The organism is Pseudomonas sp. FG35 (assembly GCF_057809295.1).
Genome location: NZ_JBMDJR010000002.1, coordinates 335,247 through 348,871, shown reverse-complemented (window position 1 = coordinate 348,871; position 13,625 = coordinate 335,247). Strand labels below are relative to the sequence as shown.

Here is a 13,625-nt window from a genome sequence, read left to right as displayed (position 1 = left end):
CGGGAATTGTACCTGATACACGGCGCAAGCGTCACGTTCGCCTGTCACCCGGATTGCATGCAAAAACGCCCCGGTCTGGCGACCGAGGCGTTTTCAAGGCTAAAGCGTGGGTGAAACCTGGTTCATCAACCGGCTCGACGCAACAGCCAGACACCCGCCAGCGCACACACGCCAGCCGGCACCAGCACCGCGAACAGCGGCGAGAAGCCGAACACCAGACTGGACGGGCCCAGCAGATCCTGAACGATGCGGAAGGTGAAACCCACCAGCACACCGGTGAACACCCGCTGACCGAGGGTCACCGAACGCAACGGACCGAAGATGAAGGAGATTGCCATCAGCACCAGTGCGGCGGTCACCAGCGGTTGCAACACCTTGACCCAAAATGCCAGCCAGTAACGGCCATTGCTCAGGCCCTGATCAGCCAGATAGTGGATGTAACCCCACAGACCGGTGATCGACAGCGATTCCGGCGCCATCACCACGGTACTCAGCAATTGCGGGCTCAGCGAGACATCCCAGCGCTCCACCGGCGTATTGACCACTTCGGTGCTGCGCTCGTGGAATTTGGTGGTGGTTACGTCGGTCAGCTGCCAGTGATCGGTGTCGAACTCGGCGCGCTTGGCGAAGCTCGAGCTCAGCAGATGACGCTCCTTGTCAAAGTGATAGCGGGTCACGCCATACAGACGACCGTTGGGCTGCACGGAGTTGATGTGAATGAACTCCTCGCCCTGACGGTGCCACATGCCGTGCTTGGCGCTTTGCGCGTCGCCGCTGCCTTGCGCCAGCGAACGGTTGGCCTGGGCCATGCTTTCGGTGGCTGGGGCCACGTATTCGCCGATCAGCACACCGGCCAGCATCAGTACCAGCATCGGCTTCATCACCGCCCAGACGATACGCCCGATGGAGACACCGGCAGCGCGCATTACGGTCAACTCACTGCTGCTCGCCAGACTGCCAAGGCCGATCAGGCAACCGATCAGCGCCGCCATCGGCAGCATGTCGTAGAGCCGGCGCGGGGCGGTCAGGAGCACGAAGCTCAGGACATCGACCAGGGTGTAGGTATCACTGACATCGCCCATCTCGTCGATGAACGCAAACAAGGTAGCCAGGCCGAGAATGATCGCCAGCACCGCGATGATCGCGATGAACACGCTGCTGCCGATGTAGCGGTCGAGTTTAACCACGGGCCACCTCCAGCGCTGCGCTGCGACGGCTGGCCAGCTTCAGGCGCAAAGGCTCCCAGTACAACAGACCGAGACCGATCGTCAGGAAGATCGCATGCACCCACCACAAGCCGAGCGCCGGTGGAATCTTGCCTTTCTCGAGGGCGCCGCGGGCGGCAATCAGGATGGTCAGGTAAGCCATATAAAGAAGAATCGCCGGCAGCAGCTTGAGGAAACGCCCCTGACGCGGATTGACCCGCGACAGCGGCACCGCCATCAGGGTCACGATGAACACCAGCAACGGCAGCGACAGGCGCCATTGCAGTTCGGTTTTCGAGCGAATGTCATCACTGCCGAGCAGGGACGAGGTCGGCATGGCGTCACGGTCGGTGACTTCCTCGCTGACATCCGGCTTGGGCAGCAGCACGCCGTAGGTTTCGTAGTGGATGGCGCGATAGTTGGCCTGACCCGGGCTGCCGTCGTAGCGGTAGCCGTTGTCGAGGATCAGGTAACGGTTGCCGTCGGGACGCACTTCCTGACGACCTTTCTCCGCCACCAGCACGGAAATCCCGCGATCCTTCTGGTTGGCACCGAGGTTCTTCTGCGAGATGAATACGCTGCCGAGGTTGACCCGGTCATCGCTGAGGGTTTCGGTGTAGGTCACCCGCGTACCGTCGCGCAAGGCCTGGAAACGGCCCGGCTCGAGGGTGTCGAATTCGGTCAGGGCATCCTGTTTGTTCAGCAGCAGCTGGAACTGGTTGGCGCCTTGCGGTGCCAGGCTCAAGCTCAGCCAGGCCACCACCACAGCTACCAGGGTGGCCGGAAACAGGGTCATGCGGAACAACCGCTGCTGACTCATGCCGGTGGCCGAAAGCACGGTCATCTCGCTTTCGAGGTACAGCCGGCCGTACGCCAGCAGAATCCCGAGGAACAGCCCCAGCGGCAGGATCAACTGCATGAAGCCCGGCAGGCGATAGCCCATGATCAGGAACAGCGATCCCGGATCGAGCTGGCCCGCGGCGGCCTGGGCAAGGTATTTGATGAAGCGACCGCTCATGATGATGACCAGCAGCACGGCGCTTACCGCACTCAGGGTCAACAGGACTTCGCGGGACAGATAACGGAAGACGATCAAACCAGACACTCCAGAGTTGTCAGGCTAAGGCGGCCAAACAAGCAAACGTATCGACGGGCCCGCAAGGCAGAGCCGTCGAAAAAAGATGCGGCATTATCCTGTGATTGAGGGCGCCTGTCACTGCGCACACTCACGCAAGCATGCAATCCGTTGAAGATCGTACAACCGAGGGTTGTCAGGCGCGGTGAGCGAGGTTCAAACTGCCGCCTCTGTCGCAGGCACTGGCCTGCGCCTCTTCTCTCTATAAGCAGGCGACGGCGGACACGTCGAACGCCTGTGTGTTGACCATTCATTCAGGGATCCGGACATGGAACTGGTTGTAAAAAGCGTTAGCCCAGAAACGTTGAAAACCGCCACCCTGGTGGTTGCCGTCGGCGAAGGCCGCAAACTCGGTGCCGCCGCCAGGCAGGTCGACGAACTGAGCGGCGGCGCCATCAGCGCCGTGCTCAAGCGTGGCGACCTGGCCGGCAAGGTCGGCCAGAGCCTGTTGCTGCACAGCCTGCCGAACCTGAAAGCCGAACGCGTGCTGCTGGTGGGCGTGGGCAAGGATGAAGAACTGGGCGACCGTCCGTTCCGCAAGATCGTCGCCGGCATCCTCAACACCCTCAAAGGCCTGGGCGGCAGCGACGCCGTACTGGCACTCGATGAAATCATCGTCAAGAACCGTGACAGTTACGGCAAGACCCGTCTGCTGGCCGAAACCCTGGTCGACGGCGAATACACCTTCGACCAGTTCAAGAGCCAGAAAGCCGAACCGCGCGCCCTGAAGAAAATCACCCTGCTGACCATCAAGGCCGCTCAGGCCGAAGTGCAACGCGCCGTGAACCACGCCACCGCGATCGCCAACGGCATGGCATTCACCCGTAACCTGGGCAACCTGCCGCCGAACATCTGCCACCCGACTTTCCTCGGCGAGCAAGCCAAGAACCTCGGCAAAGAGTTCAAGGATCTGAAAGTCGAAGTCCTCGACGAGAAGAAGATCAAGTCGCTGGGCATGGGTTCGTTCTACGCCGTCGGCCAGGGCAGCGCCCAGCCGCCGCGCCTGATCGTCATGCAATACAACGGCGGCAAGAAATCCGAGAAGCCGTACGCACTGGTCGGTAAAGGCATCACCTTCGACACCGGCGGCATCAGCCTGAAACCGGGCGCCGGCATGGACGAGATGAAATACGACATGGGTGGCGCGGCCAGCGTGTTCGGCACCCTGCGCGCCGTGCTGGAACTGAAACTGCCGATCAACCTGGTGTGCATTCTGGCCTGCGCCGAGAACATGCCGAGCGGCACTGCTTCGCGTCCGGGCGACATCGTCACCACCATGAGCGGCCAGACCGTGGAAATCCTCAACACCGACGCCGAAGGCCGTCTGGTGCTGTGCGATGCCCTGACCTACTCCGAGCGCTTCAAGCCGCAAGCGGTGATCGACATCGCCACCCTGACCGGTGCCTGCGTCGTTGCCCTGGGCGCCCACACTTCGGGCCTGCTGGGCAACAACGACGAACTGATCGAGCAATTGCTGAGCGCCGGCAAGGCTGCCGACGACCGCGCCTGGCAACTGCCGCTGTTCGATGAGTACCAGGAGCAACTGGACAGCCCGTTCGCCGACATCGCCAACATCGGCGGTCCGAAGGCCGGCACCATCACCGCCGCCTGCTTCCTGTCGCGCTTCACCAAGAACCTGAACTGGGCGCACCTGGATATCGCAGGCACCGCCTGGACCAGCGGCGGCAAGGACAAGGGCGCAACCGGCCGTCCGGTTCCGCTGTTGACCCAATACTTGCTGGACCGCGCCAAAGCCTGAAACCGATGACTGCGAGCGGCGCCTCTCTTGAGGGGCGCCGCTCGCAGCTCAGGAACCGCAATGACCAAAGTCGACTTTTATATCCTGCCCAGCGCCGATCCTTCGGCTCGCCTGGACTTTGCCTGCAAGCTCACCGATAAAGCCTGGCGCATGGGCCATCGCATCTACCTGCATTGCAGCGATGCCGCCCAGCGTGATGATCTCGATGCGCGCCTGTGGGCGTTCAAGGGTGAAACCTTCGTGCCTCACGGCCCGGCTGAAAGCGAGCCGGAAGGTTTGATCGTATTGGGAGTGGGCGAGGACTGTGGCCAGCACACAGACTTGCTGGTCAACCTCGACCTGAAAGTCCCGGTTTTCGCCAGTAAATTCGCCCGCGTTGCCGAGGTGGTGGTGGAAGATCCGGCGATCCGCACTGCGGCGCGGGAGAGTTTCCGTTTCTACCGCGAACAGGGCTATCCTCTGCAAGACCACCGTTTACAGCGACTCTGAGTACGCCGATGGACACTCCAAAACCGCTGCAAAAACCCGCGCACCTGCTGGATGACCTTGAGTCGATCCGCCAGTTGCTCGGCGATGACAACCTGCAACCGCCGCTGTTGACCGACACGGTCGATGATGGCGAACAGGAACAGATTCCGATGTTGTTCGACTCGGTCGGCACTGAGCCGCCCGCCGTCGTACCGCCTCCCGCCCCCGTCGTGAAGCCCGCCACTGCGCTCGTCGCGCCTGTGGATAAAGGCCCCGACGCCCTCCTGCACCTGGACAGCGAACTGCGCGCCGCTGCGCAACTGATCATGCAGGACGTGATCGACGATTTCGCGCCGCACATCGAAACCGAAATAAAACGCCGCCTCGAGGCGCGAATGGAACGGCTTCTCGGCCAGTACGAATAATTCCCTGATCTCCTGTGGGAGCTGGCCTGCCAGCGATAGCATCACTGCGGTTTTCCTGAAAAACCGTGGCGCCTGCATCGCTGGCAAGCCAGCTCCCACATTTAAGTCTCCACCCGGCCCGCCCCGCTCGCCCTGCGCCCCATGCCCCGCTATACTTCCCGGCTTTTCCTGAATAAATGCCAATAGGGTCCCGCCGCGCATGGATAAGACCTACCAGCCGCACGCCATTGAAACTTCCTGGTACAACACCTGGGAGTCCGAGAACTACTTCGCCCCGCAAGGCGCGGGCGACTCCTACACCATCATGATCCCGCCGCCGAACGTCACCGGCAGCCTGCACATGGGTCACGGTTTCAACAACGCGATCATGGACGCCCTGATCCGTTTCCGCCGCATGCAGGGTCGCAACACCCTGTGGCAGCCGGGCACCGACCACGCCGGTATCGCCACGCAGATGCTGGTGGAGCGTCAGCTCGAAGCCCAGGGCCAGAACCGCCACGATCTGGGCCGGGAAAAATTCCTCGAGAAAGTCTGGGAATGGAAGGATCAGTCCGGCGGCAACATCAGCCGTCAGATCCGCCGTCTCGGCTCGTCCGTGGACTGGAGCCGCGAGCGCTTCACCATGGACGACGGCCTCTCGGAAGCCGTTAAAGAAGCCTTCGTGCGCCTGCACGAAGACGGTCTGATCTATCGCGGCAAGCGTCTGGTCAACTGGGACACCAAACTGCACACGGCGATTTCCGACCTCGAAGTGGAAAACCACGACGAGAAAGGTTTCCTGTGGAACCTGAAATACCCGCTGGCCGACGGCGCAAAAACTGCTGAAGGCAACGATTTCCTGATCGTCGCGACCACCCGTCCGGAAACCATGCTCGGCGACTCCGCCGTCGCGGTGAACCCGAACGACGAGCGCTACAAAGCCCTGATCGGCAAGTTTGTCGAGCTGCCGCTGGTCGGCCGCCGCATCCCGATCATCGCCGACGATTACTGCGATCCTGAATTCGGCACCGGCTGCGTGAAAATCACCCCGGCCCACGATTTCAACGACTACGAAGTCGGCAAACGCCACAACCTGCCGCTGCTCAACATCTTCGACAAGAACGCCAACGTGCTGCCGGCAGCGCAAGTGTTCAACCTCGACGGCACGCTGAACGAGAGCATCGACGGCAAGATTCCGGCCGAGTACGCCGGTCTCGAGCGTTTCGAAGCGCGCAAGCAGATCGTGGCCGCGTTCGACGCCGCCGGCCTGCTGGTCAGCGTCGACGACCACAACCTGAAAGTGCCGAAAGGCGACCGCTCCGGCACCGTCATCGAGCCGTGGCTGACCGACCAGTGGTACGTGTCCACCAAGCCGCTGGCCGAGCCTGCGATTGCTGCCGTCGAAGACGGTCGCATCCAGTTCGTGCCGAAGCAATACGAAAACATGTACTTCTCGTGGATGCGTGACATCCAGGACTGGTGCATCAGCCGTCAGCTGTGGTGGGGCCACCGGATTCCTGCCTGGTACGACGAGTCGGGCAAGGTCTACGTCGGTCGCGACGAAGCCGAAGTGCGCGCCAAGCACAACATCGGTCCGGACGTTGCGCTGCAACAGGACAACGACGTTCTCGACACCTGGTTCAGTTCGGGCTTGTGGACCTTCTCCACCCTGGGCTGGCCGGAAAAGACCGAGTTCCTGAAGAAATTCCACTCCACCGACGTGCTGGTCACCGGTTTCGACATCATTTTCTTCTGGGTTGCCCGGATGATCATGCTGACCATGCACCTGATCAAGAACGAGGACGGCACGCCGCAGGTTCCGTTCAAGACTGTTTATGTGCACGGCCTGGTGCGTGATGGCCAGGGCCAGAAGATGTCCAAGTCCAAGGGCAACGTCCTGGACCCGCTGGACATCATCGACGGCATCGAGCTCGAAACCCTGGTGCAGAAACGCACGTCCGGTCTGATGCAGCCGAAACTGGCGAAGAAGATCGAGAAGCAGACCCGCGAAGAGTTCGCCGACGGCATCGCCAGCTACGGCACCGACGCCCTGCGCTTCACTTTCTGCTCGCTGGCGTCCACCGGTCGCGACATCAAATTCGACATGGGCCGCGTCGAAGGCTATCGCAACTTCTGCAACAAGATCTGGAACGCTGCGCGTTATGTTCTGGACAAGGGCGAAGACTGCGGCCAGAACGGCGAAGCCTACGAGCTGTCACTGGCGGATCGCTGGATCATCTCGCAGCTGCAACGCACCGAAGCCGAAGTGACCCGCCAACTGGATCAGTTCCGTTTCGACCTGGCGGCGCAAGCGCTGTACGAGTTCATCTGGAACCAGTACTGCGACTGGTACCTGGAACTGTCCAAGCCAGTGCTGTGGGACGAAAACGCGCCGGTCGAGCGTCAGCGCGGCACTCGCCGCACGCTGGTTCGCGTACTGGAAGTGGCGCTGCGTCTGGCGCATCCGTTCATGCCGTTCATCACTGAAGAAATCTGGCAGCGCATCGCGCCGCTGGCCGGCATTCAGGGCAAGACGATCATGCTGCAAGCGTGGCCGGTGGCCAACGAAGAGCGCATCGATCCGGCGGCCGAAGACGATATCGAATGGCTCAAGGGCCTGATGCTCGGCACACGCAACATCCGTGGCGAAATGAACATCGGCCCGGGCAAACCGCTGCCGATCTACCTGAAAAACGTCAGCGCTGAAGACCAGCGCCGCCTGACCGAGAATGAAGCGCTGCTGAAGAAGCTGGCGCGTCTGGAATCGATCACCGTGCTGGCGGCCGGCGAAGAAGCGCCGCTGTCCGCTACTGCGCTGGTTGGCGAAATGGAAGTGCTGGTGCCGATGGCCGGTCTGATCGACAAGGGCGCCGAGCTGGCGCGTCTGGACAAGGAAATCCTGCGTCTGCAGGGCGAAGTCCAGCGCGTTGGCGGCAAGCTGTCCAACGCCGGTTTCGTTGACAAGGCTCCGGCCGAAGTCATCGAGAAGGAACGCGCCAAACTGGCCGAAGCCGAACAGGCTCTGGCCAAGCTGGCCGAGCAGCACGCGCGGATTGCCAGCCTGTAACGGCGAATCGCACTGAAAAAGGGAGGCCCGCAACGGCCTCCCTTTTTTGTGCCCGGCACTTTTCCGGCCAACAACGCAGCGCCCTGTGGGACAATAGCCGCCACTTTCAGCCCTACCCGAATCGACCACGCCCATGAACGCCCCACGTACACCGAAACCTGCGCGCAAGAAGCCTGACTCCGCCACCCCGGCCAAGCCCGTGGAGCCGCGTAAAGAAGCCAGCCTGCACCCGCGCAATCGCCATCAGGGTCGTTACGACTTCCCGGCGCTGATCAAGACCACTCCGGAACTGGCGAAGTTCGTGATCACCAACCCGTACGGCAAGGAAAGCATCGATTTCGCCAGTCCCGATGCGGTGCGTGTGTTCAACCGGGCGCTGCTCAAATCGTTCTACGGCATCCAGCATTGGGACATCCCGGCCGATTATCTGTGCCCGCCGGTGCCGGGCCGTGCCGACTACATCCACTTTTTGGCTGACCTGCTGGCCAGCAACAACGACGGCGTGGTTCCGCGCGGCGCCATCGTCAATGTGCTGGATATCGGCATGGGCGCCAACTGCGTGTACCCGCTGATCGGTAACAGCGAATATCGCTGGCACTTCCTCGGCTCGGAGATCGATCCGACCGCCGTGGCCGCTGCCAGGGCCATCGTTCAGTCCAACGACCTGAACAAGGTCATCCAGCTGCGCCAGCAGGAGAACCGCAAGCACATCCTGATCGGCCTGCTGGAGCCCGGCGAACGCTTTGACCTGACCATGTGCAACCCGCCATTCCATGCCTCGATGGAAGAGGCCACCAAGGGCAGCGAGCGCAAATGGCGAGCCCTGGGCAAGGCCGACCCGAAGCGCAAATTGCCGGTACTGAACTTCGGCGGCCAGTCGGCCGAGCTGTGGTGTGAAGGTGGCGAGGCGCGTTTCGTGACGCAACTGATCGCCGAAAGTGCGAACTTTGCACACAAGGTGCTGTGGTTCAGCACCCTGGTCTCGAAAGCCTCGAACCTGCCTGCCATCGAAACCGCGCTGAAGAAGGCCGGTGCGCTGGAAAGCCAGGTGGTGGAAATGTCCCAGGGGCAGAAGCAGAGCCGCTTCGTCGCCTGGACCTTCCAGACCAAGTCCGAGCAGCAGATCTGGCGGCGCGAACGCTGGGTGCGCAAGTAATACGTTTCAACCTGGGCGGCGCTTGACCGCAAGCAGCCGCCGCTACTGCTGAAACACAAACAGCAGGCACAAAAAAACCGTGCCCGGATCGCTCCGGTGCACGGTTTTTTTATCGCTGCGTCTTACTTGTTCACAGCGTCGGTCAGGCCTTTGGCCACAACCAGCTTGATCACTTTCTTGGCAGGGATTTCGATGGCAGCGCCAGTCGATGGGTTACGGCCAGTGCGGGCAGGACGCTCGGTCACTTTCAGCTTGCCGATACCTGGCAAGGTGATTTCGCCGCCGTTTTCCAGCTGATCGGCAACGATTTGGCCCAGTTGGTCCAGAGCGTTACGCGCGGTGGTTTTCGGCGCGTCGATAGCTTCAGCGATGTCGGCGATCAGTTGGTCTTTAGTAAGAGCCATGTAGTGTTCCTTCCCTATCAAATTCATATGGATTGCAGAGTGCAGTGTCAGCCATCGAGCCCGATCTTCTGGATCTGGCACCCTCGGCGATAACCACGACGAGTCGGGGTTATAGATGCCGAAATCAAGGTTTGGTTCGACCTGACAAAAGCTGAATGCATGCTTGTCGCGGTGACTTCGCACAAGACCGGGCAAAACTAGCACAGAGACAAGGAAATATCCGCCTCTAGCTAGCCAAATGGTCAGGTTTATTGCGCTAAATCGGTAAATAAATGCATAAGGGCAGTCGGGTGACCCGGATTTGCCCTTCACCCCGCGCCAAATCCAGTGGTTGCGGTACACTGGGCGCTTTTTCGGGGGAGCCCGCCCTCCTCCCTTCCACCAGCCGAGAAGCCTATGCCGATCCGTCATTGCATCGTCCATTTGATCGACAAAAAACCCGACGGCACACCCGCAGTCCTGCACGCCCGTGACTCCGAACTGGCTGAGTCCGCAGCCATCGAGAACATGCTCGCCGATCTCAACGAGAGCTATAACGCCAAACAGGGTAAAGCCTGGGGGTTGTTCCATCCGGAGTCCGGTGCGTTCCCGTTCAGCGGCTGGCTGAAGGAATACATGGAAGGCGGCAAGGACTTCACCGCGTTCAGCAAGGTCGCGGTCGAGCACCTGCAAAAGCTGATGGAAGAATCGAACCTGTCGGTCGGCGGCCATGTGCTGTTCGCCCACTATCAGCAAGGCATGACTGATTACCTGGCCATCGCCCTGCTGCACCACAGCGAGGGCGTGGCGGTGACCGATCAACTGGACGTGACGCCATCGCGCCACCTCGACCTCGGTCAACTGCACCTGGCGGCGCGGATCAACGTCTCCGAGTGGCAGAACAACAAGCAGTCCAAGCAGTACATCTCGTTCATCAAGGGCAAGAACGGCAAGAAGGTCTCGGAGTACTTCCGCGACTTCATCGGCTGCCAGGAAGGCGTCGACGGCCCGGGCGAAACCCGCACCCTGCTCAAGGCCTTCAGCGACTTCGTCGAGAGCGAAGACCTGCCGGAAGATTCCGCCCGCGAGAAGACCAAGACCCTGGTCGACTATGCCAGCAGCCAGGCCAAGCTCGGCGAACCCATGGGGCTGGAAGAACTGTCTGAGCTGATCGACGAAGAACGCCCGAAGGCCTTCTACGATCACATCCGCAACAAGGATTACGGCCTGTCGCCGGAGATCCCGGCGGATAAGCGCACGCTCAATCAGTTCCGTCGCTTCACCGGTCGCGCCGAAGGCCTGTCGATCAGCTTTGAAGCGCACCTGCTGGGCTCGAAAATCGAGTACGACGAAGAAGCCGGGACCCTGGTCATCAAAGGCCTGCCGACCTCGCTCACCGATCAGTTGAAGCGCCGCAACTGATGCTCGGCAATGTGCTGAAAAAGGTTCTGCTGGTTCTGCTGGTGGTCGTGGTCTATCAGAACTGGGGCAAGATCGAGCGGGTGTTCAACCCGTCGCAGATGGCGTCCGAGCAGGTTCGCGCCAACGCCAGGGTTGTGCTGTACGCCACAGACTGGTGCGGCTACTGCAAGCAGACCAAGCGCTTTCTCGATCAGAAAGGCATTGCGTTCAAGGAATTCGATATCGAGAAGGATGCCGAAGCACGCAAGGCGTATGAAGCGCTGGGCGGACGCGGGATTCCGCTGATCGACGTCAATGGCACGTTGATCCGCGGGTTTGATCCCGACGAGATTCTCGCTGCACTGAAATGAACGAGGGAGCCAATCGGCTCCCTCAGTTGTTTCAGCGTTTCTCGATCCGGAAACCGAAACGCGGGAAGTGCACATGCACCACTCCGCCGCGTTCGTCTTCACGGCGCAGGATCAGCTCCTCGCGACCGGCAAACACCAGCTCACCGGCCACCGGATCAACACCGTAGTCTGTCGCTGCGATCAGCACCTGTTGACCTGCCACGAACCCGTTCGGATCAGTGAACTCTTCGTCCGGCAACGCCGCCGGCGTCGAACTGCGCGCAATTTCCAGTGCCTGCTCCGAGCTCATCTCGCTGGCCGCGCCATGGCCGAAGCCGAGCACACGCCCCAGCCACGCCGACACCGCCGGGTAAGCATCCACCAAGGGCGCCGTCACGTGCGTGGCCTTGAGGAACCACAGCGGATGGGCCATGGCGAAGTCGGCAATCGACGGCTCACCGAACAGGAAGTCGCCGTCTTCACGCTGCAACTGCTGCTCCAGACGCGCCATGATGGTTGGCCAATTGTGCCTGGCCTGCTCGGCTGACAGCCTGGTTGCGCTGCCACCGCTGAACAATCCGGCACGGTCGGCGAGGAAAGCCTTGATCGCTTCCGGCGGCAACTTGCCGAAACGCACCGCCACCGACTCCGGCTGAAAAACGAGGCTCACCGCATGCTGGAACACCACCGAATCGGCCCAGGCGGCGAAACTGGCGGCGATCATTTCCTGACCTTCCGGGAAGAACGAAGGTTGGGCCTTTTCCTGCTCGAGGCGACGGGCGATCAGCGCGGTGTCGCAATAGATATCAGCGCCGATCTGTAGCACCGGGGTCTTGCGGTAGCCGCCTGTCAGGGCGGTCAGATCCGGCTTCGGCATCACCGGCGAAATGTGCACCGAGCGCCAGGACAAGCCCTTGAAACCCAACAGCAGCCGGGCCTTTTCGGCGAATGGAGAGGTCGGGTAATGATGCAGAATCAACTCGGACATGCTCGGCTCCGCCGCACAGAAAGTGAGCCAGCAGCTTAGCGCGCAATTCGTTCGCAGCCTACGGATCCGGCTGATGAGAACTGATCAGTCAGGATGATAAGGCACTAAAAAACCGCCTCAGCCAAGGCCGAGACGGCTTCCCACTTCAATGAACCTACATCAGGTCATCGAAGTGATCTCGCAGGAACTCGTAAAAGCGAAACGCTTTGAACGACCTCCATACGAGGCTCAGAGTACGTAGCAAAAGCTTCATACATTTTGGCCTCCGGTTGGGGGCCAAACCTCCAGCGTGCTTACCGGACCACGTACGCCTTCGGAATACACGCTAGTGTGTCCATTGAGATGCAGTAAACCCGGCCGCAAACCGGCGTTTACAGAAAAAACCGCTCCGCAAAGGCGGTTTTTTTCGCCTGTTGTGTGCCCGAGGCAGTGCTTCGACATCCAGTGATTTTACCGTTTGCACCTGCTCAATCAGGCCGATAAGACGCCACCAGACACTCCTTCGCACTCTTCCTGAGCTTCTTGATCAACCGCTCCTGACGCAAAGCATCACCCTTGTCGCGGCAACGCTCGGTGTAGACCAGCGCCATCGCCGGGCTTGAAAGAAAGAACCGTGCGCCCTTGCCGCTCTGGTGCTTGGCGAAACGGCGCACGGGATCATCGCTGATCCCGCAGTACAGCGAACCGTTGGCGGCGCGTACGAGGTAGACGAACCAGGATTTGCTCACTGAAACGTCGGCATCGAGAGGATTTTCGCTGAGGCTGTTCACGGGACAATTCAGGCGTAAGAAAAACAGGTGGCGATCTTATCAGCGACTCGCCTGAAATGCCTTCAGCCCTTTCAGCGCCTGAGCACGGACAGCGTTGCGCACCAGAGGCGTCCAGCCCAACAACACCCCCTTGAAACCCAGCGCCTGACGCGACCAGCGCCACAGGTCGAAGTGGTCGTGGTGTTCACAGATCTTGCCGTCACGGAAGACGAAGCGCGCCTGGATGTCGTTGATCACGACATTGCCGGTCTGGCTGAACAGGTAGGTCGCCACCCAGTGGGCGCCGCCGCTGCGCTCGTCGGCGCGGACGTTGTTGAAGGTCAGGGAGAAGTCCTTGGCGCGAGTGGTGAGCATGCGCCACATGTCGCCGGCATCACGACCGCGCAGCTCGCCGAAGGCCGGATCGCTGAACACCACGTCGTCGGTGTAGCAGGCGGCCATGGCCTCGGCGTCGAGGCGCTGGAAGGCCTGGTAGAAACGGGTGATCAGGGCGCTGTGGGCTTCTTCACTCATGGGCAATCTCCAGGAAAGGTACAGAT

General features: G+C 61.0%; 13 protein-coding genes. 7 read left to right on the top strand and 6 right to left on the bottom strand.

All coding sequences use genetic code 11. From position 1 onward, the window contains the following. Positions 1-125: 125 nt before the first annotated feature. Both lptG and lptF read right to left on the bottom strand, forming a co-directional pair. On the bottom strand, positions 126-1,187 hold the full coding sequence (gene lptG, locus ACODTD_RS05650) for an LPS export ABC transporter permease LptG (RefSeq protein ID WP_085688950.1): 1,062 nt from the start codon (positions 1,185-1,187) through the stop codon (positions 126-128). Then, on the bottom strand, positions 1,180-2,301 hold the full coding sequence (gene lptF / locus ACODTD_RS05645) for an LPS export ABC transporter permease LptF (protein ID WP_011332585.1): 1,122 nt from the start codon (positions 2,299-2,301) through the stop codon (positions 1,180-1,182). Before lptF ends, lptG begins: the two co-directional genes overlap by 8 nt. Positions 2,302-2,608: 307 nt before the next feature. On the opposite strand from lptF, the gene ACODTD_RS05640 reads away from it, so the two are divergent. The 5 genes from ACODTD_RS05640 (at position 2,609) to rlmF (ending at position 9,194) form a co-directional block, all read left to right on the top strand. Next, positions 2,609-4,099, top strand: a complete 1,491-nt coding sequence (locus ACODTD_RS05640; RefSeq protein WP_011332584.1) for a leucyl aminopeptidase — start codon at positions 2,609-2,611, stop codon at positions 4,097-4,099. Positions 4,100-4,159: 60 nt separating this feature from the next. Continuing rightward, on the top strand, positions 4,160-4,588 hold the full coding sequence (locus ACODTD_RS05635; RefSeq protein ID WP_011332583.1) for a DNA polymerase III subunit chi: 429 nt from the start codon (positions 4,160-4,162) through the stop codon (positions 4,586-4,588). An 8-nt stretch (positions 4,589-4,596) separates the two neighbouring features. Then, on the top strand, positions 4,597-4,992 hold the full coding sequence (locus ACODTD_RS05630; RefSeq protein WP_011332582.1) for a hypothetical protein: 396 nt from the start codon (positions 4,597-4,599) through the stop codon (positions 4,990-4,992). A 199-nt stretch (positions 4,993-5,191) separates the two neighbouring features. Beyond that, entirely contained in the window at positions 5,192-8,038 is a 2,847-nt protein-coding gene (locus ACODTD_RS05625) for a valine--tRNA ligase (RefSeq protein WP_011332581.1), read from the top strand. A 133-nt stretch (positions 8,039-8,171) separates the two neighbouring features. Then, a complete protein-coding gene (gene rlmF, locus ACODTD_RS05620; RefSeq protein WP_011332580.1) occupies positions 8,172-9,194 on the top strand; it encodes a 23S rRNA (adenine(1618)-N(6))-methyltransferase RlmF in 1,023 nt (340 codons plus the stop codon). A gap of 122 nt (positions 9,195-9,316) precedes the next feature. Here rlmF and ACODTD_RS05615 read toward each other — a convergent pair whose 3' ends face one another. Continuing rightward, positions 9,317-9,598 (bottom strand): HU family DNA-binding protein, encoded by a 282-nt coding sequence (locus ACODTD_RS05615; protein WP_003221909.1) that lies wholly within the window; start codon positions 9,596-9,598, stop codon positions 9,317-9,319. 396 nt (positions 9,599-9,994) lie between these two features. Here ACODTD_RS05615 and yejK point away from each other — a divergent pair, with 396 nt between their 5' ends. Beyond that, positions 9,995-10,999: a nucleoid-associated protein YejK gene (gene yejK, locus ACODTD_RS05610; RefSeq protein WP_007957356.1), complete on the top strand. Its 1,005-nt coding sequence runs from the start codon at positions 9,995-9,997 to the stop codon at positions 10,997-10,999. Further along, positions 10,999-11,349, top strand: coding sequence for a glutaredoxin family protein (locus tag ACODTD_RS05605; protein WP_064593565.1), 351 nt, complete (start codon positions 10,999-11,001; stop codon positions 11,347-11,349). The genes yejK and ACODTD_RS05605 overlap by 1 nt, the downstream gene beginning before the upstream one ends. Before the next feature lie 31 nt (positions 11,350-11,380). Here the strand turns inward: ACODTD_RS05605 and ACODTD_RS05600 are convergent, their stop codons facing one another. The 3 genes from ACODTD_RS05600 to ACODTD_RS05590 all read right to left on the bottom strand — a co-directional run bounded on the left by ACODTD_RS05600 (position 11,381) and on the right by ACODTD_RS05590 (position 13,599). Continuing rightward, positions 11,381-12,316 (bottom strand): glutathione S-transferase family protein, encoded by a 936-nt coding sequence (locus ACODTD_RS05600; RefSeq protein ID WP_489104596.1) that lies wholly within the window; start codon positions 12,314-12,316, stop codon positions 11,381-11,383. A gap of 467 nt (positions 12,317-12,783) precedes the next feature. Then, positions 12,784-13,086, bottom strand: coding sequence for a GIY-YIG nuclease family protein (locus ACODTD_RS05595; RefSeq protein ID WP_011332577.1), 303 nt, complete (start codon positions 13,084-13,086; stop codon positions 12,784-12,786). A 39-nt stretch (positions 13,087-13,125) separates the two neighbouring features. Next, positions 13,126-13,599 carry a nuclear transport factor 2 family protein gene (locus ACODTD_RS05590; protein ID WP_064382440.1) on the bottom strand — a complete coding sequence of 158 codons (474 nt, stop codon included), beginning with the start codon at positions 13,597-13,599 and terminating at the stop codon, positions 13,126-13,128. Positions 13,600-13,625: the final 26 nt, after the last annotated feature.